Origin of the sequence: Mesorhizobium sp. B2-7-1, from assembly GCF_006440735.1 — a bacterium.
Classification (GTDB): Bacteria; Pseudomonadota; Alphaproteobacteria; order Rhizobiales; family Rhizobiaceae; genus Mesorhizobium.
Genome location: NZ_VFUA01000054.1, coordinates 1 through 22291, shown reverse-complemented (window position 1 = coordinate 22291; position 22291 = coordinate 1). Strand labels below are relative to the sequence as shown.

General features: G+C 64.4%; 21 protein-coding genes. 9 read left to right on the top strand and 12 right to left on the bottom strand.

All coding sequences use genetic code 11. The annotated features are described in order from the left end of the window. Nucleotides 1-61: 61 nt before the first annotated feature. From FJ471_RS19955 to FJ471_RS19940, 4 genes are all read right to left on the bottom strand, one after another. The gene (locus tag FJ471_RS19955) at nucleotides 62-1432 is read right to left on the bottom strand and encodes a glutamine synthetase family protein (protein ID WP_140806083.1); all 1371 of its coding nucleotides are present in this window, start codon (nucleotides 1430-1432) and stop codon (nucleotides 62-64) included. An 87-nt stretch (nucleotides 1433-1519) separates the two neighbouring features. Beyond that, a complete protein-coding gene (locus FJ471_RS19950; RefSeq protein WP_140806081.1) occupies nucleotides 1520-3076 on the bottom strand; it encodes an amino acid permease in 1557 nt (518 codons plus the stop codon). An 88-nt stretch (nucleotides 3077-3164) separates the two neighbouring features. Then, entirely contained in the window at nucleotides 3165-4706 is a 1542-nt protein-coding gene (locus FJ471_RS19945) for an amino acid permease (RefSeq protein WP_140806079.1), read from the bottom strand. Between the two features lie 20 nt (nucleotides 4707-4726). Further along, the gene (locus FJ471_RS19940) at nucleotides 4727-5545 is read right to left on the bottom strand and encodes an N-formylglutamate amidohydrolase (RefSeq protein ID WP_140806076.1); all 819 of its coding nucleotides are present in this window, start codon (nucleotides 5543-5545) and stop codon (nucleotides 4727-4729) included. A 143-nt stretch (nucleotides 5546-5688) separates the two neighbouring features. Here FJ471_RS19940 and FJ471_RS19935 point away from each other — a divergent pair, with 143 nt between their 5' ends. From FJ471_RS19935 to FJ471_RS19925, 3 genes are all read left to right on the top strand, one after another. Then, entirely contained in the window at nucleotides 5689-6513 is an 825-nt protein-coding gene (locus FJ471_RS19935; RefSeq protein ID WP_140806074.1) for a MurR/RpiR family transcriptional regulator, read from the top strand. Nucleotides 6514-6838: 325 nt separating this feature from the next. Continuing rightward, nucleotides 6839-7993, top strand: a complete 1155-nt coding sequence (locus FJ471_RS19930) for an efflux RND transporter periplasmic adaptor subunit (RefSeq protein ID WP_140806072.1) — start codon at nucleotides 6839-6841, stop codon at nucleotides 7991-7993. Beyond that, nucleotides 7990-11106 carry an efflux RND transporter permease subunit gene (locus tag FJ471_RS19925; RefSeq protein WP_140806070.1) on the top strand — a complete coding sequence of 1039 codons (3117 nt, stop codon included), beginning with the start codon at nucleotides 7990-7992 and terminating at the stop codon, nucleotides 11104-11106. Before FJ471_RS19930 ends, FJ471_RS19925 begins: the two co-directional genes overlap by 4 nt. Nucleotide 11107: 1 nt before the next feature. Here the strand turns inward: FJ471_RS19925 and FJ471_RS19920 are convergent, their stop codons facing one another. From FJ471_RS19920 to FJ471_RS19895, 6 genes are read right to left on the bottom strand one after another with little or no spacing between them, the layout of a single operon-like run. After that, nucleotides 11108-11518 (bottom strand): GtrA family protein, encoded by a 411-nt coding sequence (locus FJ471_RS19920; RefSeq protein ID WP_140806068.1) that lies wholly within the window; start codon nucleotides 11516-11518, stop codon nucleotides 11108-11110. Next, nucleotides 11515-12327, bottom strand: a complete 813-nt coding sequence (locus FJ471_RS19915) for a ChbG/HpnK family deacetylase (protein ID WP_140806065.1) — start codon at nucleotides 12325-12327, stop codon at nucleotides 11515-11517. Before FJ471_RS19915 ends, FJ471_RS19920 begins: the two co-directional genes overlap by 4 nt. Further along, nucleotides 12324-13292: a glycosyltransferase family 2 protein gene (locus tag FJ471_RS19910; protein ID WP_140806063.1), complete on the bottom strand. Its 969-nt coding sequence runs from the start codon at nucleotides 13290-13292 to the stop codon at nucleotides 12324-12326. The genes FJ471_RS19915 and FJ471_RS19910 overlap by 4 nt, the downstream gene beginning before the upstream one ends. After that, nucleotides 13285-14619: a glycosyltransferase 87 family protein gene (locus FJ471_RS19905; RefSeq protein ID WP_246684771.1), complete on the bottom strand. Its 1335-nt coding sequence runs from the start codon at nucleotides 14617-14619 to the stop codon at nucleotides 13285-13287. The genes FJ471_RS19910 and FJ471_RS19905 overlap by 8 nt, the downstream gene beginning before the upstream one ends. A 60-nt stretch (nucleotides 14620-14679) precedes the next feature. Further along, nucleotides 14680-15717 (bottom strand): zinc-binding dehydrogenase, encoded by a 1038-nt coding sequence (locus FJ471_RS19900; RefSeq protein WP_140806061.1) that lies wholly within the window; start codon nucleotides 15715-15717, stop codon nucleotides 14680-14682. A gap of 5 nt (nucleotides 15718-15722) precedes the next feature. Beyond that, the gene (locus FJ471_RS19895) at nucleotides 15723-16964 is read right to left on the bottom strand and encodes an acyl-CoA dehydrogenase family protein (protein WP_140806059.1); all 1242 of its coding nucleotides are present in this window, start codon (nucleotides 16962-16964) and stop codon (nucleotides 15723-15725) included. A gap of 114 nt (nucleotides 16965-17078) precedes the next feature. Between FJ471_RS19895 and FJ471_RS19890 the strand changes: the two genes are divergently transcribed. The 6 genes from FJ471_RS19890 to FJ471_RS19865 all read left to right on the top strand — a co-directional run bounded on the left by FJ471_RS19890 (nucleotide 17079) and on the right by FJ471_RS19865 (nucleotide 21551). Next, nucleotides 17079-17894, top strand: a complete 816-nt coding sequence (locus tag FJ471_RS19890) for an SDR family oxidoreductase (RefSeq protein WP_140806057.1) — start codon at nucleotides 17079-17081, stop codon at nucleotides 17892-17894. 87 nt (nucleotides 17895-17981) lie between these two features. Next, complete coding sequence (locus tag FJ471_RS19885) at nucleotides 17982-18467, top strand: MaoC family dehydratase (protein ID WP_281408540.1); 486 nt, start codon at nucleotides 17982-17984, stop codon at nucleotides 18465-18467. Next, nucleotides 18464-19501 carry a phosphotransferase family protein gene (locus tag FJ471_RS19880; RefSeq protein WP_140806053.1) on the top strand — a complete coding sequence of 346 codons (1038 nt, stop codon included), beginning with the start codon at nucleotides 18464-18466 and terminating at the stop codon, nucleotides 19499-19501. Before FJ471_RS19885 ends, FJ471_RS19880 begins: the two co-directional genes overlap by 4 nt. Before the next feature lie 18 nt (nucleotides 19502-19519). After that, nucleotides 19520-20296, top strand: a complete 777-nt coding sequence (locus tag FJ471_RS19875; protein WP_140806051.1) for an SDR family oxidoreductase — start codon at nucleotides 19520-19522, stop codon at nucleotides 20294-20296. A gap of 141 nt (nucleotides 20297-20437) precedes the next feature. Beyond that, on the top strand, nucleotides 20438-21082 hold the full coding sequence (locus FJ471_RS19870; RefSeq protein ID WP_140806049.1) for a TetR/AcrR family transcriptional regulator: 645 nt from the start codon (nucleotides 20438-20440) through the stop codon (nucleotides 21080-21082). Between the two features lie 235 nt (nucleotides 21083-21317). After that, complete coding sequence (locus FJ471_RS19865; protein ID WP_140806047.1) at nucleotides 21318-21551, top strand: DUF680 domain-containing protein; 234 nt, start codon at nucleotides 21318-21320, stop codon at nucleotides 21549-21551. Between the two features lie 86 nt (nucleotides 21552-21637). Here the strand turns inward: FJ471_RS19865 and FJ471_RS19860 are convergent, their stop codons facing one another. Continuing rightward, entirely contained in the window at nucleotides 21638-21862 is a 225-nt protein-coding gene (locus FJ471_RS19860) for a hypothetical protein (RefSeq protein ID WP_140806045.1), read from the bottom strand. 85 nt (nucleotides 21863-21947) lie between these two features. Further along, nucleotides 21948-22291: sarcosine oxidase subunit gamma family protein (locus FJ471_RS19855; protein ID WP_281408539.1), on the bottom strand; the 344-nt coding region annotated here is incomplete at its 5' end.

Sequence of the window (22291 nt, the reverse complement as noted above, 5' to 3'; positions counted from 1 at the left end):
TCCCTAAGCTTAACTGAATAATTACAGCCTCAATTAAGCTCGGTCAACGCAGATTACAGCTTTAGTACCGCTCGAACCCCCGGTGCAGTTCCCAATCCGTGATGCGACGGTCGTATTCGAACTGCTCCCAGCGGGCGGTGTGCACATAGTGCTCGACCACGTCGTCACCGAAGGCCCGCTTCAGCATCTTCGACTTGGCCAGCGTCTCGGTGGCGTCGCGCAACGTCTTCGGGATCTCCGGCAGGCGCGATGCCTGATAGGCGTCGCCGACGAACGGCTTCTGCAATTCCAGCTTCTCGTCTATGCCGGCGAGGCCGGAAGCGATCAGGGCGGCGAAGGCGAGATAGGGATTGAGATCGGCGCCGCCGATGCGGCATTCCATGCGGATGCCCTTGGTGCCCTCGCCGCAGAGCCGGAAGCCGGCGGTGCGGTTGTCCTCGCTCCACATGATCTTGGTCGGCGCGAAGGTGCCGGCCTGGAAGCGCTTGTAGGAATTGATGTAGGGCGCCAGGAACCAGGTGAACTCCTTGGCGTATTTGAGCTGCCCGGCCGCCCATTGCTGGCCAAGCGTGGACAGCGTCCAATCCGCCTTCTTGTCGAAGAACAGTGGCGTCTTGCCGTCGGCGCTCCACAGCGAATTGTGGATGTGGCTGGAATTGCCGGCGAGCCCATAATTGTACTTGGCCATGAAGGAGATGGCCTTGCCCTCGGAATCGGCGATCTCCTTGGCGCCGTTCTTCAGGATGACGTGGCGGTCGGCCATGTCGAGCGCCTCGGCATAGCGCACATTGATCTCTTCCTGGCCGGGACCCCATTCGCCCTTGGAATTCTCGATCGGGATGCCGGCGGCTTCCATCTCGTTGCGGAGCCGGCGCATGACGCCCTCTTCCTTCGAGGTGATGCCGATCTGGTAGTCGCCGATATAAGGCGATGCGCTGTCGAGCCCCTGCCATTGCTTCTTGCGGGCGGAATCGTAGGTCTCGCTGAACAGGTAGAATTCGAGCTCGGAGGCGAAATAGCCGATATAGCCGCGCTCCTGCAGTCGCTTGACCTGCTTCTTCAGGATCGCCCGGGGCGAGTGCCCAAGATCCTCATGCGTGTGATGGTCGAGCACGTCGCAGATGACCAGCGCCGTCTTCTCCAGCCATGGAATGCGCCGCAGCGTCGCCAGGTCCGGCTTCATGACGAAGTCGCCATAGCCCTTCGACCAGCTCGCCGCCTTGTAGCCCGGCACCGGCTCCATATCGATGTCGCAGGCCAAGAGATAGTTGCAGCCATGCGTCTCGCCATGCGCGGAATCGACGAAATACTGAGCCAGGAAGCGCTTTCCCGCGAGCCGGCCCTGCATATCGACGATGCAGGCCAGCACCGTGTCGATCTCGCCATTCGAGACCGCCTTCTTCAACTGATCGAACGAGAAATTCCCGGCCATTCCTTTGGCACTCCAGCGCTTTTCGATTGAAAGGGAGAAACATGGCCATGGCCGGCGTTGCGCCGGCCATGGCCATGAAGCGAAGTCTCAGTGGCCGGTCTCGCCGACCGCCTGTTCGGCCGCCTTGATCGCCGCCTGGCGGGCCGCGATGATGTCGCCGAGCGGCGGGCCCTGGAAGCGGTTGCGCTCGAAGGCGAACCAGACGATCGCCGTCAGGACGAAGAAGCCGACGGTGATGTAGAGCGCCCAGTCGTTCGGTGGTTGGATGCCGATGACGAAGATCAGGATCATCGAGATTATCGAGAGAACGCCGAACAGCATGAAGATGCCGCGGCCCATATTCCACGGGCCCATCTTGTCCCATTTCGGCGTGCCCCAGGCCAGCATGCCGAGCACGATCGGCACGATGAAGGACAGGAACAGGAAGATGACGGTGCAGGACACCACGATGGTGTAGGCAGAGGTGCCGGCAACCGAGACCAGCGTCGAGCCCCAGACGAACAGCACCGACAGGATCGACGCCGTCCAGATCGCCGCCACCGGGGTACGGTAGGTCGGGCTGACCTTGGCGAGTGCCGACGAACCGGGCAAGCCGCCGTCGCGCGAGAAGGCGAAGATCATGCGCGAGGCCGAGGTGACGGTCGCCAGACCGCACAGCAGCTGCGCGACGAACACCACGAGATACACGAACTCCTTGAGGCCGGGGCTGACGCGCTGGTCGAAAGCCCAGAAGAACACGTTCCAGCCCTGCTTGGCGGCATCGTCCATGTTCGGGATCATCAGCACGAAAGCGGCCAGGAACAGATAGCCGAAGACGGCCGACCAGATGACGGACATGACCATGGCTCGCGGCACCGAAGACGCCGCCTTGATGGTTTCCTCCGACGTGTGCGCCGAGGCGTCATAGCCGGTGATAGTGTAGATCGGCAGCAGCAGGCCGAGCGCGAACACCCAGGCGTTCGAGACAGACGGCCACACGCCGCCGCCGGAGTCGCCCGAATAGTTATGGAAGGTGAAGAGGCGGCTGAAATCCCAAGTCTCGGCCGAAAGCAGGCAGACCACCGCGATCAGGATCGAGCCGAAGAAGATCAGATAGCCGGAGAAGTCGGTGAGCCTGGCCGTCAGCTTGATGCCGAGATGGTTGATCAGCGCCTGGGCGCCGGTGATGATGACCAGGAAGATCATCTGGTTGGTCAGCGTGCCCTCGATGCCGAGCGCCGGTCCGAAGGCGCCGAGGAAGAAGGTCCAGGTGCCGACATTGATGGCGCCGAGCACGGTGATCAGGCCGAGCAGGTTGAGCCAGGCCGTCACCCAGCCGGTGCCGCGATTGCCGAGGATCGAGCCCCAGTGATAGAGGCCGCCGGCCGTCGGATAGGCCGAGCTGATCTGCGACATGGCGACGGCAAAGGTGAGCGAGACGAAGCAGCCGACCAGCCAGCCGATGCCGATGCCGATGCCGCCTGCGCCCGACGTCGCCTGGGCCAGCGAATTGATGCCGCCGGACAGGATGCAGATGATCGAGAACGAAACCGCGAAATTCGAGAAGCGGCTGAGCCGCCGTTCCAGTTCCTGGGCGTAGCCCATGCTGTGGAGGTGTTTTACATCCTCCGCCTTGTCCGACTCTGTATAACCCGGTGTCGTCATGTTGGCATTCCCCTATGGTTCTTGGCTGGCCGGTCCTGCATATCGATGCCCGATCGACCTGAGCCGACCGGGCGATATTGCTTTGCCGTTAGCCTGCTGTCTGGCCGACGGCTTTTTCCGCGGCCGCGATCTCCGCCGCGCGGCGAGCGATGTCGGCGCCGATCGGCGGGCCCTTGAAGCGGCGCGATTCGATACCGAACCACAGCGCCACGAGCAGGATGATCAGTCCGACGGCGTAGTTGATCAGGATGTCGAAGGGTGGCTGGATGCCGGCATACATCAGCACCAGGACGCCGAGCACGGTGACGATGGCGAAAGGCTTTGACCAGACGCCGAGGCGGAACGGACCGAACTCTGTCCAGGTCTTGCCTTCCGCAAGAAGTCCGGCTGCGATCGGCATGGCGTAGGAGACATAGAGGAAGAGAGCGCAGCCGGCTGCGAGCGCCGCGAAAGCCGGCGAATAGAGCGTGGCGGCAATCGCCAGCACGACGCCCAGCCAGATGGCAGGCACCGGCGTGCGCCAGGTCGGCGAAACCTGCTTCCAAAAAGACGACCCCGGCAGGCCTCCGTCACGCGAGAAGGCGAAGATCATGCGCGAGGTCGAAGTGAGCCCGGCGAGCGCGCACAGATAGTTCGACAGCACAATGGCGATGCCGAGCAGGGCCTTGAGCCAGGTCGGCGCCGGCAGGTTGTTGAACAGGTTGAACCAGGCATTGCCGCCGTCCTTGGCGGTTGCCACCAGATCGGGGCTCGCCAGCACGAAGGACACCGCCATGACGAAGCCGAAGACGAGCGACCACAACACCGCGTGGATCATGCCTCTCGGCACCGCGACACGGGCATTGTGCGTTTCCTCGGCGGTGTGGGCCGAAGCATCAAAGCCGGTGATCGTATAAAGCGGATAAAGAAGACCGATCAGAAAGGCCACGAGCGCCGTGCGGGCCGTCGGAACATAGCCACCGCCGAGATCGCCGGTCGTGTTGACGAAGGTCGTCAACCGCGACAGCTCGAAGCCATGCGCGCCCCAGATCAGGAAGGTCAGCGTCAGGATGACCGCGACAACCAGGATGAGGTAACCGGAAAAGTCGGTCAACATCGTTGTCGTCTTGATGCCGAGATGATTGAAGAGGCCCTGGGTGACGGTGATGAGAACGACCGCCAGCGTCTGCTGCCAGAAGCCCCAGGTCGAGGTGTCCCAGCCGAAGATCGGTCCCGCGACGAGACCCTGAAAGAGCAGATAGACGCCGACATTCACCGACGCGACGACGAAGATCAGGCCGAGCAGGTTGATCCAGGCCGTCGCCCAACCCCAGCCACGCCCGCCGAGAATCGAGGACCAATGATAGAGGCCCCCGGCGGTGGGATAGGCTGAGCCGATCTGGCCGAGCGAAGCAGCGACCACAAGAGCGAAGACGCCGCCGATGATCCAGCCGACGGTGGCCTCGAAACCGCTGCCGGTGGCCATTGCCAGCGGGAAAGACGTGATGCCGCCGGCCAGGATGCAGATGATCGAAAAGGAAATGGCAAAGTTGGAGAAGCCGCTCATGCGGCGCGCCAATTCCTGGGCGTAACCCATGCTGTGAAGGATCCTTACATCCTCCGATTTGTCGGTGTGATCCGGTGTAGCCATCTGGAAGTCCCCTTATTTTCTTAGCTGGCCGATTGTGCTGACTTTCCCATTGCGCTTCGTCGGGAGCCCCTGGCCTCCTCGGGCTCCAGATTGGAAAAAATGCCGGAGAGCAGATCCGCCCATTTCCGCTGCCCGGTCTCGCCGGCGATTTCGTCGTTGCGGATTTCGATCATCGCGCAGGCAAGGCCGCGCGAACGCGCATGCCGTTCCAGCGTGAAATAGACGCGGTCGGCCGGCGAATAGGGTTCATTGACGCCGACGGCGACGCCGGCAAGCCGCTGCAGCGCCGCGACCAGGGGCGTTGCCAGGCGGCGGTCGTCATCATGGATGATGCCGATGTGCCATGGCCGGCTCTTGCCCTTGTAGACCGGCGTGAAGGAGTGCACCGACACCAGCCGCGTCTCCTGGCCGCGCGCCAGCCGCCGCTCGACGATCTCGGCGATCGAGTCGTGGAACGGACGCCAGGCAAGGTCGATGCGCGCGGCGCGCTGCTTGTCGGACAGGTTCGAATTTCCGGGAATGGCCGTCGTCTCGCTGACCGGCGGGACGAGGTCCGGCGCGTCGAGCGGCCGGTTGCAATCGATGACGAGCCGCGACACGCGCGTCTCGATCAAGGTCGCGTCGAGCGCCTCGGCCATGCGGCTGGCGACGGGAAGCGCGCCCGGGTCCCAGGCGATATGGCGCGAAAGCGCCTCGGCCGGCAGGCCAAGCGTTCCAAATTCGGCGGGCAGGAAGTTGGAAGCGTGATCGCAGGTGAAGACGAAGGGGCTGGAGCCGCCGGGATTGGTCACCCTCGCGGTCTCGGACGGGGCAAGGCTAGCGGGCCGAGCTTTCTCCATATCGTCCCCTGCGGAACGCTGTATCTTATGTTACGTATTTTGTCTCATTGCGTCCGTGTGAATGATTTCATACAGTTTACCCGGCTTTGTCAAACGCGAATTCGGGAAAACGGCGGCGGCGGGTCAACGGGCGGGGGGAAAACATGATTTCCAGCATTGCCGAACTGATCTCGGACCGCATCGGCTCGATGCCGGCCGGCGAGCGCCGCGCCGCCCAGACGCTGATTGCCAACTATCCTTTGACCGGGCTGAAGACGGTCGCCGAATTCTCGGCCGCGGCCGGCGTGTCCTCGCCGACGATCTTGCGTTTCGTCGCCAGGCTAGGCTTCCAGAATTACCCCGAGTTCCAGTCGGCGCTGCAGGATGAGCTGGCGGCGCAATTGCAATCGCCGGCCTCGCGCACGCTCAATCCAGGCTCGGTCGGCGGCGCAGCCTCGCCGATGCTCGAGGCGACGCTCGACAATATGCGCGAGACCTTCCGGCACCTGACCGACAAACAGCTTGCCGACATAGCCGCGCGGCTTGCCGAGCGGCGCGGCAAGACCTTCCTGATCGGCGGTCGCTTCACCGATCCGCTGGCGCGCTACATGGCCGCTCACCTGGCCATCATCCAGCCGGATGTCTATCACCTCGCCGGCCAGGAGAGCATCTGGCGCGACCGCCTGATCGACATGGGCAAGCGCGACGTCCTGGTGATCTTCGACATCCGCCGTTACCAGGAAAGCCTGGTCCGCTTTGCCGAGAAGGCCCATCACCGCGGCGTGCAGATCATTCTCTTCACCGACCAGTGGCTGTCGCCGATCGCCCGTTTTGCCCGCCATGTGATCGCCGGGCGGACTGCGGTGCCTTCGGCGTGGGATTCGTCCGCCGCTCTGTTCGTGGTCGCCGAAACCCTGATCGGCGCCGTGACCAGGCAGTTGGAAGCGGCCGGCGCCAAGCGCATCCGCGACCTCGAAAGCCTTCGCTAGAGCAATTCCAGGAAAAGTGTGAGCGATTTTCCGTTCGGAATTGCGTAAAAACAAGGAGATAGAGCGGTTCGCCGTTTCCGAAAAACGGTGAGACGCCCTAGCCCGGTGAAAGCCGGTTGCCGCTGGCGAAACGCGGCAAAACGCAAGGGTCCGAACCATATCCGGACCTCACGTTACCGAGATTTAATGTGCACGATTGCGTGATAATTGCCATAAACCGCTGATATCGGGGTGTGGCGTGGCCGGTTTTTGCCCCCAGCCCGTATCGTCGAAGCGCCTGCTTCCATTGGGAATCCGGCAGACGAGTCCTGCCGCTGGAGTGTCGATGTCGAGCTGGAAACAGATTGTTGCAGCGCTTGTGATTTTGGTCGCCGCCGTGGCCGCCTGGGCGCGCTTTTATCCCGGCGCGCCGGAGACACTGGCGCGCTGGGGAATGGACGGCGTCATCGCCGCGACACCCCCCGCGACGGAAAGCGCCGCCGGCACCGGCCAGTCCGGACGCAACCGCGCCGGCCAGGTCGTGACCATCGTCGCTTCTCCCACCGGCACCGCCACCATCAACGACAGGCTGCAGGCGATCGGCACCGGCCGCGCCAACGCCACCGTCACCGTCAACCCATACTCGTCCGGACGCCTGACGGAGCTGCTGGTCCAGTCCGGCACGCATGTCGAAAAGGGCGATGTCATCGCCAGGCTCGATTCCGAAACGGAAGTGATCGCGCGCGACCGCGCCCAGGTGGCGATCGAGGATGCGCAGTCCAAGCTCGACCGGGTAAAATCGCTCAGGGCGTCCAATGCGGCCACGCCCGTTGCCGTCGCCGATGCCCAGGTGACGCTCGCCAACGCCAGGCTGGCGCTGCGCGACGCCGAGCTCGCGCTCGAGCGCCGTTCGGTCGTGGCGCCGATCGAAGGCACTGTCGGCATCCTGCCGATCGCCGCCGGCAACTACGTCACCAGCCAGTCGGCGATCGCCACGCTCGATGACCGCTCCTCGATCCTGGTCGATTTCTGGGTGCCGGAACGCTTCGCCGCCGCCGTCAAGGTCGGCGCCCAGCTGTCGGCCACGCCCTTGGCCAACCCCAACCAGGTCTACACCGGCACCGTCTCGGCCATCGACAACCACATCGACGAGAACAGCCGCACCCTGCTCGTCAAGGCGACGATCGCCAACCCCGCCGATTCGCTGCGCGCCGGCATGTCCTTCCAGATCGGCATGCGGTTCCCCGGCGATACCTATCCGGCGGTCAGCCCGCTCGCCATCCAGTGGGGCACCGACGGCGCCTATGTCTGGGCCGTCGCCAACGGCAAGGCCAAGCGTGTTCCGGTGCGCATCATCCAGCGCAACACCGAGACGGTGCTGATCGATGCGCCGGTCGTGAGCGGCGACATGGTGGTGACTGAAGGCACGCAGAGCGTCAGCGAAGGCGGCGATGTCCGCATCGCCGGCCAGGATCGCGCCGCCGAGGCCGAAGGCTCATGAGCGCCGGCGACGCCGCCTCGGGATCGGGCCTGACCGCGCTTTTCATCCGCAGGCCGGTCATGGCCTTCGTGCTCAACACGCTGATCGCGGTTGCCGGACTTGCCGCCTTCTGGGGCGTCGAGATCCGCGAATTGCCGGATGTCGACCGGCCCGTCATCACCGTCAACACCACCTTTGAGGGCGCGGCCGCCGAAACCGTCGACCGCGAGCTGACGGACGCGATCGAAGGCGCCGTCGCGCGCGTCTCCGGCGTCAAGTCGATTTCGTCCACCTCCTCCTTCGGCCAGAGCCGCGTCACCATCGAGTTCAATGACGGCGTCGACCTCAACGTCGCCGCCTCCGACGTGCGCGATACCGTCAGCCGCATCACCAACCAGCTTCCCGAAACCGCCGACGCACCGCGTATCGTCAAGGCCGACGCGAACTCCGACCCGGTGATGCGGCTGGCGGTCACTTCCGACACCATGTCGGTCCAGGACATGACTGTGCTGGTCCAGGACCGCATCGAGGACGAGCTCGCCGCGGTTCCCGGCGTCGCCGACGTCCAGGTCTCCGGCGACCGCGACAAGATCTTCCGCATCGACGTCGACCAGAACAAGCTGGCGAGCCAGGGCTTCACCGTCGCCGACCTGAGAAAGGCGCTTGCCTCGGTCGCCTTCGATTCCCCGGCCGGCTCGATCACCACGACGAACCAGGACCTCATCGTGCGCACGACCGCCGACGTGACCACGCCGGAGGAGTTCGAGAACATCGTCATCGGCGGCGCCACTCGTATCCGCGACGTCGCCACCGTGACGCTCGGCCCCGATATCGGCCAGACCTCTTTGCGCTCCGACAGCAAGACCGGCATTGGGCTGGGCATCATCCGCCAGGCGGAATCGAACACGCTCGACATCTCGACCGGCGTGAGGGCCGCCGTCTCGAAACTTCAGGAGACGCTGCCCGCGGGCATGGCCATCAAGGTGACCAGCGACGATGCCGTCTTCGTCGACGGCGCCGTGCACGAGGTCGAGATCGCGCTGGCGCTGTCGGTCTCGATCGTGCTCATCGTCATCTACGCCTTCCTGCTCGACTGGCGCGCGACGCTGATCCCCGGCCTATCGATGCCCGTGGCCATGATCGGCACCATCGCGGCCATCTATCTCGCCGGCTTCTCCGTCAACATCCTGACCCTGCTGGCGCTGGTGCTGGCGACAGGCCTTGTCGTCGACGACGCCATCGTCGTGCTGGAAAACATCGTGCGCCGCCGCAACGAAGGCATGGGGCCGCGCGCCGCGGCGGTGCTCGGCACCCAGGAAGTGTTCTTCGCCGTCGTCGCCACCACGCTGACGCTGGTCGCCGTCTTCGTGCCGATCTCCTTCCTACCGGGACAGACCGGCGGCCTGTTCCGCGAATTCGGCTTCGTGCTGGCGATGTCGGTGCTGCTCTCCTGCGTGGTCGCGCTGACGCTCTGCCCGATGCTTGCCTCGCGCATGCTGACCACCGCGTCGCTTCACCATGAAGGCGGCACCGGCATCGGCGGCGCCTTGCACGGGCTCTACAAGCGCTGCCTGCGTCTTTGCCTCGACGCGCCGTGGATCGTGGTGCTGGTCGCGCTGATTTTCGCCGGTACCGCCTTCACCCTGTTCGGCACCATCCGCCAGGAACTGACACCCACGGAAGACCGCGCCGTGGTGCTGTTGCGCATCAACGCGCCGCAAGGCGTCAGCCTCGACTACACGACCGAGCAGATGCGCAAGATCGAGCGACTGATCCAGCCGCTGCGCGATTCCGGCGAGATCCGCTCGACCTTCGAGAACGCCGGCAACAACGGCTCCTACAATTCGGGCTTCATGGTGATGACGCTGGCGCCCTGGGACGAGCGCAGCCGCAGCCAGCAGGAGATCATGGCCGACATCAGCCGCCTGACGAAGCAGGTGCCGAGCGTGCGCGTCTTCCCGGTGCAGCCGAACAGCCTCGGCATTCGCGGCGCCGGCAACGGCCTGCAATTCGCGCTGGTCGGCAACGACCGCAAGGCGCTGAGCGAAGCGGCGGTGAAGGTCGTCGACGAGATGCGTCAGGACCCGCGCTTCCAGACGCCGCGGCTTTCCGTCGATCCGACGCAGCCGCAGTTGGCGGTGGCCATCGACCGCGAGCGCGCCTCCGATCTCGGCATCGACATCACCGGGCTCGCCGACACGCTGCAGGCCATGCTCGACGGCAACGATGTCGTCGACGTCTACATCGCCGACCGCAGCTATGGCGTGAAGCTGGTCTCGACCACCAACCCGATCAACGATCCGACGGATCTCGAAAACATCTTCCTGAAGACTTCCGACAGTCGCTTCGTGCCGATGTCGACCATCGCCACGTTGACCGAACGCGCCGTACCGCCGTCGCTGACGCGCGAGCAGCAGCAGCCCTCGGTCGCGATCACCGCCAACCTCGGCAGCGGCTTCGCGCTCGGCGAGGCGCTGACCAGGGCCGAGGCGATCGCGACGCCGCTGCTGCCGCCGGGCGCGCGCATCCTGCCGCTCGCCGAAGCCGCCACGCTCGGCGAGAGCAACAACGCCATGATCGCCGTCTTCAGCTTTGCGCTGATCATCATCCTCCTGGTGCTGGCGGCCCAGTTCGAGAGCTTCGTCAGCGCCGTCATCATCATGGCGACGGTGCCGCTGGGGCTTGCCTGCGCCATCTTCGCGCTGCTTCTGTCGGGCACCAGCCTCAACGCCTACAGCCAGATCGGCCTGGTGCTCCTGGTCGGCGTCATGGCCAAGAACGGCATCCTGATCGTCGAGTTCGCCAACCAACTGCGCGACCGTGGGCTGGGCGTGCGCGAAGCGATCGAACAGGCGTCGACCATTCGCCTGCGCCCGGTTATGATGACCATGATCTGCACCGTGCTCGGCGGCGTGCCGCTGGTGCTGGCCGCCGGCGCAGGCGCCGAGGCGCGCGTGGCGCTGGGCTGGGTCATCGTCGGCGGCCTGGGGCTGGCCACCGTCTCGACCTTGTTCTTGACCCCGGTCGCCTATCTGCTGCTTGGCCGCTTCGTCACGCCCAAGGCGCATGAGGAAGCCCGGCTGAAGCGCGAGCTCGAGGAAGCGGTCTATATCGACGCGGAGCCGGCCGAGTAGATTACTTCAACAAACGGCCCTCGATCGACCAGCGCGCCGCCAGGAAATTCAGCACGGCGGCCACCACGACGCCGATGATCTTTGCCGGCCACACGCCGATGGTCCCGGCCAGGACGGCGATTGAAAGACTGGAAACGCCAAGCGAAATCAGCGCGCCCAGCGAGACGAAGCGCAGGAAGGAGCGGTGCAGCCGGATATCCGGGTCCCGTTCGAACGACCAGAAGCCATTCGCCACGAAGGAGAAGAGAACCGCGGCGAACCACGCGCCGATATTGGCGGCCAAAGCCGGTACCGCGAGCTTGAGCAGCAGGAAAAAAGCGACGAGGTCGATGCCGGTATTGACCAGCCCGACCAGGGCGAAACGGACTATCTTGTTGCCGGTCGAACGCTGCGGCTGGCCGGCGCTGCTCATGCACGGCCGTCCATGACGCGGGCTCCGGCCTTGTCGAGGCTGGCGCCGAAATCGCCGGAGGCCAGGAAGCCGAATTCGACTTCGCGCACGCCCTGCATCGGGTCGCGCCCGCGCAAAATGTCATCGACGTGGCCCGGATGGCACATGAACACGGCTTGTTCGGGCAAAGTATCGACTGCGGCGCGCAGCGTTGGGGCGAATTTCTCCGGCTGGCGCCAGTCATAGATCCCGGAAAGCGGCGTCATCACGCTGAAACCGGCCCGTTGCATCGACCTGTTGAAACCGGCGGCCAGAGCGGCGATCGCCGCGATCTTGGCATCCAGGCCGGCGAGCCCGGGCGCGCCTCGTAGCGCCGGCTTGTGCGCGCTTCGCTCAAAACGGGCGAGCAACCAACGGCGTGCCGCTGGAAGAAAATGCACATGCTGGTGTCCGTCGATATAGTCAGGCGGGCCGCCCAGCGCTTCGACGAAGCGGCTGTATTGCGCGTCGAGCTCGGCATGGACGTCCTGCTCGTCGATGCGCCCGCGCCGCATCGGCAGGGCAAGCGAGGCGAGCCCGGGCAACTTGCCTTCCGGCGCCAGGCTGGACGCACCGGTCACGGCGATCTGGTCGGTGAGGGTCAGGTGCAGCCCGATAGCGGCCTGTTGGCGGAACGGCCTGATGCGCGCCGCCGCCTCGTCCCATTCGGGAAAACCGGTCATGCATCCGGTTCCGGTCAGGCGGCCACGCTCGATGAGGTCGAGGATCGCGCTCGATACCCCCGGCGCCAGGCCGTAATCGTCGGCGATCAGTCGGATCGACCTGGTCATTTGTCGTGCGCGACCTGCTCTGCGGCATTGCCGTGCAGCACGTCGCGCACGATGTAGACGGGCCGGTCCTTGCTTTCGCTGAGCGTGACCCAGACATACTCGCCGATCAGGCCGAGCAGCGCCAGGTTGAGGCCGCCCAAAAGCACGACGGCGACCATGATGCTGGGGTAGCCGGGCACGGCGATGCCGTAAAACAGCACCTCGAAGAGCACCTTCACGCCATAGGCCAGACCGGCAAACGCCGCCAGCAATCCGATGAGGCTGATGACGCGCAGCGGGATCACGGAAAACGAAGTGAACCCTTCCAGCGAGAATGCGATCAGGTTGAACCTGGTCCATTTCGACGTGCCGCCGGCGCGGTTTTCCGGCGAGTACAGCACCGCCTTCTGGCGGAAGCCGGCCCAGGCGAACAGGCCCTTGTTGAAACGCCGCTTGTCCCGCACGCTGGTCAAGGCGCGCGCCACCGCACCGCGCATGACGCGGAAATCTCCGGCATTCTCGGGAATATCGAAACGCTGGCTGCTGTTGATCAGCCTGTAGAACAGCCGCGCCAACTGGCTGCGCCGCCAGCTTCCCTCGCGCCGGTCGTTCTGCGCGTAGACGACATCGATCTCCCGATGCTCGACCAGTTCGCCGATCATTTTCAGACTGATGTCCATGGAATGCTGGAGATCGGAGTCCATGATCAGGACCATGTCGCCGCGGGAATGGTCAAGGCCGGCGAGCACCGCCGCTTCCTTGCCGAAATTGCGGCTGAGCCGCACGATCTCCCAGGAGCCGGAGAGCGCGGCCGCGAACGTCTCGGCGCTGCCGTCGCGGCTGCCGTCGTCGACGAGTATCTTGCGGACCGTCATGCCGAAACGCTCCGCCACGGCCACTTCCAGCCTGTCGAGCAACCCGACGAAGGCGATCGCGGATTCGGTCTCGTTGAAGAACGGCGCGATGATGTCGAGCATCTCAGCCATGCGCGACGGCTCCGGCGGCAGGCACCTTCCGTCTGTCTTGCGTCCAGAACCAGCCGATGAGCATCGAGGCAATTATGCTGATGCTGATCGGTCGGAACCACAGGTGGAAAAGATCGTGCAGTCGCAGATCGACACTGGTCAGTCCGGTGACGAAGAGGAGCATTGCCAAAAACCAGCACATGGTCCCGGCTCCCTTCTCCCGCCACAAAAGGGCGATGGAGAGACCGGCAGGCACCGCGACCATGGCATAGGTGTTCTGCTCGACCCGCGGATTGAAGACGCACATGTAGAATGCCGCGGCGAGGAAGATAGCCAGCCCGCTGATGTTGGAGTCCAGCCTGCGGTCGAACTGGAGCACCAGCCAAAGTGTGAGCAGACCAGCGACGACGCGCACGATCGTCGCCACGGACTCAGGGATCGGCATCCCGAACCGCGTGAAAGGCGCCGTGAAGTCGGCCGGAACGAAGGGGCCGGTTGGGTCGACGGTCATCGACGTCAGCAGCAGGAAGAAATCATGGTACTGCGCGTTGATGTAGTCGGTCGGCGCAAAGCCATAAGGGATGGCCAAAGCGACAACGACCGCCAGCACCAGCGCCGGTATCAGCCTGGGACGCAGCGCCCCCGCCAGAAGCAGCATGATGATCGCGGTCGGCTTGGCGATGATCGCAAGCGTGGCCCAGAAGAAGCTTTCGGCCCGGCGCCCCTCGAGTGTCGACAGCGTCAGCAACCAGCACGCCCCGGCGAGCAAGATCGTTGCCTGACCGTTGCGAAGCGCTGCCAGCGCCACCGGCAGGGCAAGGAAAAGACCGAAGGACAGCAGCCATGTCTGCTCCTGGCCGCCGAGCCTGCGCACCTGACGCATCGCGGCAAAGGTCAGCACCGAAAAGCCGAGCATGTGCCACAAAATATTGCCCAGATGCGGCCCGAGCTTCAGCAGGGGAACATAGAGGACGGCGAAGGCGGGAGCGTACAGATAGCCCATGGCGACTTCGACCTGGTACAGCGGTTGGCGGTCCAGGAAAGCTTCGCTGCCATGTCTATAGATATGGACCACCGAACGCGCATTGGGCGACCACAGCGCCAGGCCAAGCACAATCACAAACGCCCCGACCCAAAGCCAAAACCCCAAACGGTCGAAAACCGGCTTGGTTACCGTCATAGCACACCCCGCGCTCCGACCAGGGCGGCTTTCCCATCGCCGCCCGGCCTTCACCGCCGGCGAGATATCACAACGAAATGAAATAGAACATCCAAGCGTGACTGTTACCGGCGCGACGCAAAGGACGTTGGAACAACGACATTTTTCCGCCGCCCTCTCACCGATCACGGCTTTGTGTTCGAAGGCATCGGCTCCGATCCCACCGGCCGCGATCGGCGCCGGATTGCTTCACGGCTTGATGAACACCTTTCCATTGGGCTTGGCGAGCTCGGCCGGCAATCGCGCCATCGCCTCACCCAGCGGCACGACCGCCGTGACGTCGGTCGACCAGCGTCCGTCGGAAAAGCGCTTCTGCGCCTCCAGCACCGCCGGACCCAGCCTGTCGCGGAACTGCCGCATCCATTCCGCCAGCCAGAAACCTTCGACACGCTTGTGCTGGAAGATCAACTGGCCGGGCTCGCGGATCACCGTCGGCTCGGCGTCGAGCCTTCCATAGACGATCCAGCGGGCGCGTTTCGGCATGGCGTTGAAGATGGTCGAAGCCAGCGGGCCGGTCACCGCGTCGAGGAAGATGCGCGGTTGCTCGGCCTTCATCACCTCGCGCAACGTCGCCTCGAAATCCGCCGCCTTCTCGTTGAGCACATGGGCGGCGCCGAGCTCCTTCAAAAGCGGGATCTGCTCGTCCCGGCGCACGGTGACGATCGGCCGGAAACCTGCCTCCTTCGCCAGCCCGATGATCAGCTTGCAGAGCTGGCTGGCGCCCGCGGTCATGACGAAGGCTTTTTCGCCCTCTTGCTTGACGATGTCGAACATAGCCAAGGCGGTCAGAGGATTGACGATCATCGCGGCGCCGTCCTCGTCGCGCACCGTGTCGATGAGCGGGATGCAGGACGCCGCCTCGGCAACCGCATAATCCGCCCATGCGCCCCAGTTCGACACGCCGGTGGCGAAGCCAACGCGCTTTCCCGCCAGGCTCCGGGCATAGGCGTCGTCGCCAGTGGCGACGACAACGCCGACGCCTTCGAAGCCGGCCGGACGGCCCTTGACCCGCGGCTGGCCGTACTGGCCCTTGATGAAGGCGATGTCGGACGGGTTGATCGAGGCGAGGCTGACCTTGATCAGCGCCTGTGTCGGCCCCGGCTCCGGCACCGCGATGCTGCCGGGCCGGAGGTAAGGCTCCATCGCCTCCAGCGCGGCCGCCGAAGGCGTCCTGGTGTAACCGTGGCCGACGAGCAGCAAGCCCCGCATTTCGGATGGAAGCGCCATGGCTGTCAGACCTTCTCCTGCGTGTATTTCCTCAGTTCCGTGCGCGCCACCTGGCGCCGGTGCACGGCGTCCGGCCCGTCAGCCAGCCGCAATGTCCTCAGATGCGTCCAGGAGCGGGCGAGCGGCGTGTCCTGGCTGATGCCTTGCGCGCCGAACATCTGCACCGCCTCGTCGGTGACCTTCAGCGCGACGCGGGGCGCCACCACCTTGATCTGGCTGATCCAGGGCGCGGCGGCGCGCGCATCGCCTTGGTCGATCATCCAGGCGGCCTTCAGGCACAAGAGCCGCGCCATCTCGATCTCCATCCGGCATTCGGCGATGATGTCGAAATTGGCGCCGAGCTTTGCCAGCGACTGGCCGAAGGCCTCGCGCCGCACCGAGCGCTGGCACAGCATCTCCAGCGCCATCTCGGCCTGGCCGATGGCGCGCATGCAGTGATGGATGCGGCCAGGCCCCAGCCGCCCCTGCGCGATCTCGAAACCCCTGCCCTCGCCGAGGATCAGGTTCGCCGCCGGCACCCGCACATTCTCGAATCTCAGATGCATATGGCCGTGCGGCGCGTCGTCGTCGCCATAGACCTGCATGGGCCGCAGCCTGGTGATGCCCTTGCTGTCGGAGGGCACCAGGATCATCGAATGCCGGCGATGCTGCGGCTCCTCGTCCGATCCGGTCCTCACCATGACGATATAGATGGCGCAGCGCGGATCGCCAGCGCCCGACGCCCACCATTTCTCGCCGTTCAGCACATAATCGCCGCCCTGCCGCTCGCAGCGCATCGAAATATTCGTGGCGTCCGAGGAGGCGACGTCCGGCTCGGTCATCAGATAGGCCGAGCGGATTTTCCCCTCGAGCAGCGGTTCCAGCCAGTCCCGCTTGTGCGCTTCCGAGCCGTAGCGCTCCAGCACCTCCATATTGCCGGTGTCGGGCGCCGAGCAGTTGAAGGTCTCGGCGCCGAGATGGGTCTTGCCCATCTCCTCCGCCAGATAGGCGTATTCGACGGTGGAAAGGCCGTAGCCGCGCCTGGAATCGGTCAGCCAGAAGTTCCACAAGCCGCGCTCCCGCGCCGTCTTCTTCAAGCCTTCCAGGATTTCGGTCTGCCTGGCCGTGTAGGACCAGCGGTCGCCCCCCTTGCCGACTTCGGCGAGAAATTCTTCGCCAAGCGGCGCGATCTCGTCGCGCACCATGGCCGCCACACCCTGGTGGATCGGCTTCAGCCGCTCGGTCATGCCGAGATTCATGTCCGCCATCGCTTCCAGCCTTTCCGAAGATAAATCTTTACCCGTGGCAAGGATGACCGTACTTCGGCTAGCCTTGTCAACGCGAGTCCCTCGCCGTTTGGCAGAGGTGTGCGGAGGAATGCAATGAGCTATCTGGACAAGCTGTTCTCGGTCGCCGGCAAGACCGCGCTGGTGACGGGCGCAGCGACCGGCATCGGCCGCATGGTGGCGACCGGTTTGGTCCGCGCCGGCGCCCATGTGATGATTGCCTCGCGCAAGGGCGAGGACTGCATCAAGGTCGCCAACGAATTGAACGCGCTCGGCGGCTCCGGCCATGCCGACGGCTTTGCCGGCGACGTGTCCAGCGAAGCAGGCATCGCGGCGCTCGTCGCCGAGGCCAAGGCGCGCACGCAGCGCCTGCATATCCTGGTCAACAATGCCGGCATTTCCTGGGGCGCGCCGCTGCAGGATTTCCCCTACCACGCCTGGGCCAAGGTGTTCGGCGTCAACGTCACCGCCGTCTTCCACCTGACGCGGGAGCTTTTGCCGTTGCTCGACGCCGCCGCGAGCGACCAGGATCCTGCCCGCGTCATCAATCTCGGCTCGGTGATGGGCACCCAGCCGCTGGCCGACGACGCCTATTCCTACGCGGCCTCGAAAGCGGCGGTGCATCATTTGACGCGCACGCTGGCGATCGAGTTCGCCGCCCGCCGCATCACTGTCAACGCCTTTGCGCCGGGTCCTTTCCAGAGCCGCATGACGGCCTTCGCCACCGCGACCGAGGAGCAGTCGAAACATGTTGGTAACCATGTTCCGCTCGGCCGCATCGGCGTGGCGGATGACATTGCCGGCGCAACGCTTTATTTGTGCAGCCGTGCCGGGAGCTATGTAACCGGCGCCATCCTGCCCATCGACGGCGGCCAGTCGGTGCAGCATGGAATGACGTTATTCAAGGAATAAGACGCCCGATTCAGGGAATCCGGGCGGGGTTCAAGGAATAAGGCGTCCGGTTCTGGGAATCGTAATCCGGGCGGGGGTGCGGAGGACATCAGCGTGGAACCGATCAGTCTCGATACGCTTCTGGCAAGCGTCGGCAAGGAGGTCGGCGTCTCGCCCTGGCGAACGGTGACGCAGCGCATGATCGACCAGTTCGCCGATGCGACCGACGACCACCAGTTCATCCATTGCGATCCGGAGCGCGCCCAGCGCGAGACGCCGTTCGGCGGCACCATCGCGCATGGTTTCCTGTCGCTGTCGCTTTTGTCGGCCATGACCTTCGAGACCATGCCGCCGCTGGAAAATGGCAAGATGGGCGTCAACCATGGTTTCGATACGCTGCGCTTCCTGGCGCCGGTGAAGACCGGCTCGCGCATCCGCACCCATTTCGTGCTTGCCGACGTCAAGGTCAGGCCCTCTGGCTGGGTGCAGACGGCGCATGACGTGACCATCGAGATCGAGGGTTCGAAGAAGCCGGCGCTGACGGCCCGCTGGCTGACTTTGACGCTGATCGAACGCCAGCCCGAGAACGCATGAGCGGCGAGGCCGGTGCCATAGACCAAGCGGCGCTTGCGCCCTATCTCGAAGCGCGTATTCCGGGCTTCGCCGGCCTTGCCGGTATTGAAAAATTCAAGTCCGGGCAGTCCAATCCGACCTATCTTTTGACAGCCGCCAGCGGCCGCTATGTGCTTCGCGCCAAGCCGCCGGGACAATTGCTGAAATCCGCGCATCAGGTCGACCGGGAATTCCGGGTCATGCGGGCGCTTGCCGGCACCGCAGTGCCGGTGCCGCGCATGCTGCATCTGTCGGGTGAAGAATCGCCGATCGGCCGCATGTTCTATGTCATGGAATATCTCGACGGCCGCATCTTCTGGGATCCGTCGCTGCCGGACGTTTCCGGCAATGAGGAGCGCGCCGCGATCTACGACGCGATGAACGCGACGCTTGCCGCCCTGCACGATGTCGATGTCGACGCCGTCGGCCTTGGCGACTTCGGCAAGCCCGGCAGCTATTTCGAGCGCCAGCTCGCGCGCTGGACCGGCCAGTACCGCGCCTCCGAAACCGAAAACATAACCGATATCGACGGGCTGATTGCGTGGCTCGAAACGCATATTCCGGCCGATGATGGCCGCGTTTCGCTTGTCCATGGCGACTACCGGCTGGACAATATGATGTTCGCCCCGGGCGCGCCGAAAGTCATCGCTGTGCTCGACTGGGAACTGTCGACGCTCGGTCATCCCTTCGCTGACCTCGCCTATCAATGCATGCAATGGCGTCTGCCGCATGCCTCGGGCTTTCGCGGTCTGGGCGGTGTCGACCGCGCCGCTGCCGGCCTGCCTTCCGAGGAAGCCTATGTCGCCGCTTACTGCCGCAGGCGCGGCATCGAGGCGATCGACAACTGGCCCTTTTTCCTGGCCTTTGCCTTTTTCCGGCTGGCGGCGATCTGCCAGGGCGTCTATCGCCGCGCGCTAGACGGCAATGCTTCCAATCCGGAAAAGGCGAAGACCTACGGCCAGGCGGTGAAGCTGATCGCGATACGCGCTGCGGAGCTGATCGGCAGGAAGAACTGAAGAAAGGAAAGCTGAGCGATGGGCCGTTTCGATGGGATGACGGTGCTGATCACCGGCGCGACCGGTGGTCTCGGCAGCGGCGCGGCAAAGGCCTTCGCCGCCGAAGGCGCGCGGCTGGTGCTCTCCGATCTCGATAAGGCTGCGCTCGGCAGTTTCGCCGCAACGCTGGACGCCGAGACAGTCCACCTTGCCGGCAACATTGCCGACGAAAAGCTTTCGGAGGATCTGGTGCAACTGGCCGTCGAGAAATTCGGCCGGCTCGACATCGCCGTCAACAATGCCGGCATCGTGCACAGCTTCGTGCGCCTGCCGCAGGTAAGCTCTGAAGAGGCGCGCCGGGTGGTGGAAGTCGACCTGCTCGGCGTCTTCTACGCCATGAAGCACCAGATCCCGCGCATGGAGCGGCAATTCAAGGAAAGCGGCAAGGGCGGCATCATCGTCAACATCGCCTCGGTCGCCGGCCTTTCCGGCGCGCCGAAGCTGTCGGTCTATGCCGCCGCCAAGCATGGCGTGGTTGGACTGACGCGCTCGGCGGCCGTGGAATATGCCAGCAAGGGGATACGCATCAACGCGGTCTGCCCGGCCCACACCCGCACGGCAATGGTCGATGGCTTCGTGCGTCACACAGGAGCGCCCGAAGCCGAAGCGCTTGCCGAGCTCACGCGCGGCGTGCCGATGAAGCGTGTCGGCGAGGTCGACGAGATCACGACCGGCATCCTGTTCCTCGCCGACCCCGCCAATTCGTTCATGACCGGCCATGCGCTGGCGCTCGACGGCGGCATTGGCGCGATCTGAGCATGCCGGGAGCGGCTTGCACCCGCAACCCGCGTTAACCGAAGAGTTTGAGCGGACGTTGCGGAACCGGAACGCTCTCTTGTCCGTTTCCGTACAGCGTATATAATTTCGTCAGGCAACCAACGACAAAGGCAGCGGACATTGACGCTGAGCGTTCAGAAACGCCGCGAAAAACAGAAGGCAGAGCTTCGCTCCGAACTGGTCGCGGCGGCTCACAAGCTGGTGCAGGAAGAGGGCTACGAGGGCCTCACCATCCGCAAGCTGGCCAAGCGGGTTGGCTACGCGCCGATGTCGGTTTATTCCTATTTCGCCGACAAGCAGGACATCCTCTTCGCGCTGGCCGAAGACGCCTTCGAGACGCTCGCGCGGCGCATCGAGGAGCATCCCGCCGACGACCCGGTCGAGGCGCTCAAGGCGGTGATGACCGAATATGCCGCCTTCGGGCTTGGCAATCCCAATGAGTACCGCACCGTCTTCATGACCGAGAAAACGCGGCTGCCGGAAGGCCGCAGCTATGAGGACATGGAAGAGAGCAATCCGGCCATGAAGGTGCTGATCAGCAGGGTCGAGGCCTGCGTCGCCGCCGGCAGGCTCAAGGGCGATCCGCGCGCCATCGCGACCATGCTATGGACGGTCGGCCACGGCACGATTTCGCTGCTGATCACCTTTCCCTTCTATCCTTTCGGCGACCCCGAGGCTTACGTGAAGCGCATGTGCAACTTCATGATGGCCTCGCTGTCCGAGCAGGACATCCCGCCGCTCACCGAAACCCCGGTCGACTGCTGATCCCCTGGAGTAATTCCAGGAAAAGTGTGAGCGGTTTTCCGTCCGGAATTGCGTGAAACAACGGCTAGAGCGGTTCGCCGTTCTCGCGCCACCGTCGGCTTGATTCGCGGCGGCGCGTTCCTACGTTCAAAAAATTTGTCGTACACGTACAGATTTTCTCTTGAATTCCGTTTCCGGTGGCCGTATTTGTACGTTGCATCGTACATGTACGAAAAGAGATGACTGGAGACGGAAAATGAAGAAGACAATCCTCACCCTCGCCGCCGTGCTGGCTTTCTCGGGCGCCGCTTTTGCCGGCACGAACCAGCCGGTCAAGCATGCCCCGGCCGCCTGCGTCCAAACCAACGCCAATGTGGATCTTGATTGCACCGCGACCGGCTCGGTCGAGAAGGCGGACGCCTCCAAGACCCAGACCAAGAGCCCACGCCTCGGCATAGACGTCAGCCCGTGGTTCGTGCCCGGCCTGTAACAGCTATCGGCACAATCAACGAAAACGGGCGGCACTTGGCCGCCCTTTTTCGTTCCAGCTTTGTCGCCTTGAGGCCTGCCCAAAACCTATTTCTTGCGCTGTTTCGTTCCCGCCACGGTCTTGGCCTTGCCCGGTTTCGCCGGCGAGCCGGGGATGGCGCTGCTGGTGATCGACACCGGATCGCTGGCCGGAAACGTGTCCTCGAGGCCTTCCTCGAGTTCCTCTTCCTCGACCTCGCGATGCCTTTCGTGCTCCAGCGAACGGACTGCCGCTGTCTTCTTGGGCGACTTCGGCGCGGTTCTGGACGGCATCGGCAATCTCCCTCGCAAGCTGCGGAAACGGACAGGGCCGGCGATGGTTCCTGGCGCGCGGCTTTGCGACGGCGCAGTGTGGAGATCAGTTCGCCGCGTCGCTCGCCGCTTCCGACAGCAGAGTAAAGACATAGTCCGAGAAGGAACGCCAGCATTCCACCCGGAACGCATCGGCCGCGCTGCGCAACAGCACGATCTCGGATTTGCCGAGGATGGTGCGCGAGGCCGCTCCGACCGGGAAAGCCTCGAGCGACAGGTCCTGCGGACAGCCCGAATTGACCGTCACGGCGGCCGCGGGTCCGGCAACCGAAATCCCGACATTGCGATGCGAGATGCCGACCGCCGAATGCAGCACCGTCACCTTGGCGCAGTCGGCGAGCGGATCGTTGCCGGCCTCGTCGATGATCAGCCATTCGTCCGGTCCGAGCC

What these genes read in the sequence shown, in the direction of transcription:
- FJ471_RS19910 (WP_140806063.1), bottom strand. Translation starts at nt 13,292, where the DNA reads ATGGCTGAGATGCTCGACATCATCGCGCCGTTCTTCAACGAGACCGAA.
- FJ471_RS19880 (WP_140806053.1), top strand. Translation starts at nt 18,464, where the DNA reads ATGAGCGGCGAGGCCGGTGCCATAGACCAAGCGGCGCTTGCGCCCTAT.
- FJ471_RS19915 (WP_140806065.1), bottom strand. Translation starts at nt 12,327, where the DNA reads ATGACCAGGTCGATCCGACTGATCGCCGACGATTACGGCCTGGCGCCG.
- FJ471_RS19920 (WP_140806068.1), bottom strand. Translation starts at nt 11,518, where the DNA reads ATGAGCAGCGCCGGCCAGCCGCAGCGTTCGACCGGCAACAAGATAGTC.
- FJ471_RS19860 (WP_140806045.1), bottom strand. Translation starts at nt 21,862, where the DNA reads ATGCCGTCCAGAACCGCGCCGAAGTCGCCCAAGAAGACAGCGGCAGTC.
- FJ471_RS19945 (WP_140806079.1), bottom strand. Translation starts at nt 4,706, where the DNA reads ATGGCTACACCGGATCACACCGACAAATCGGAGGATGTAAGGATCCTT.
- FJ471_RS19925 (WP_140806070.1), top strand. Translation starts at nt 7,990, where the DNA reads ATGAGCGCCGGCGACGCCGCCTCGGGATCGGGCCTGACCGCGCTTTTC.
- FJ471_RS19895 (WP_140806059.1), bottom strand. Translation starts at nt 16,964, where the DNA reads ATGGCGGACATGAATCTCGGCATGACCGAGCGGCTGAAGCCGATCCAC.
- FJ471_RS19955 (WP_140806083.1), bottom strand. Translation starts at nt 1,432, where the DNA reads ATGGCCGGGAATTTCTCGTTCGATCAGTTGAAGAAGGCGGTCTCGAAT.
- FJ471_RS19935 (WP_140806074.1), top strand. Translation starts at nt 5,689, where the DNA reads ATGATTTCCAGCATTGCCGAACTGATCTCGGACCGCATCGGCTCGATG.
- FJ471_RS19940 (WP_140806076.1), bottom strand. Translation starts at nt 5,545, where the DNA reads ATGGAGAAAGCTCGGCCCGCTAGCCTTGCCCCGTCCGAGACCGCGAGG.
- FJ471_RS19900 (WP_140806061.1), bottom strand. Translation starts at nt 15,717, where the DNA reads ATGGCGCTTCCATCCGAAATGCGGGGCTTGCTGCTCGTCGGCCACGGT.
- FJ471_RS19865 (WP_140806047.1), top strand. Translation starts at nt 21,318, where the DNA reads ATGAAGAAGACAATCCTCACCCTCGCCGCCGTGCTGGCTTTCTCGGGC.
- FJ471_RS19930 (WP_140806072.1), top strand. Translation starts at nt 6,839, where the DNA reads ATGTCGAGCTGGAAACAGATTGTTGCAGCGCTTGTGATTTTGGTCGCC.
- FJ471_RS19875 (WP_140806051.1), top strand. Translation starts at nt 19,520, where the DNA reads ATGGGCCGTTTCGATGGGATGACGGTGCTGATCACCGGCGCGACCGGT.
- FJ471_RS19950 (WP_140806081.1), bottom strand. Translation starts at nt 3,076, where the DNA reads ATGACGACACCGGGTTATACAGAGTCGGACAAGGCGGAGGATGTAAAA.
- FJ471_RS19890 (WP_140806057.1), top strand. Translation starts at nt 17,079, where the DNA reads ATGAGCTATCTGGACAAGCTGTTCTCGGTCGCCGGCAAGACCGCGCTG.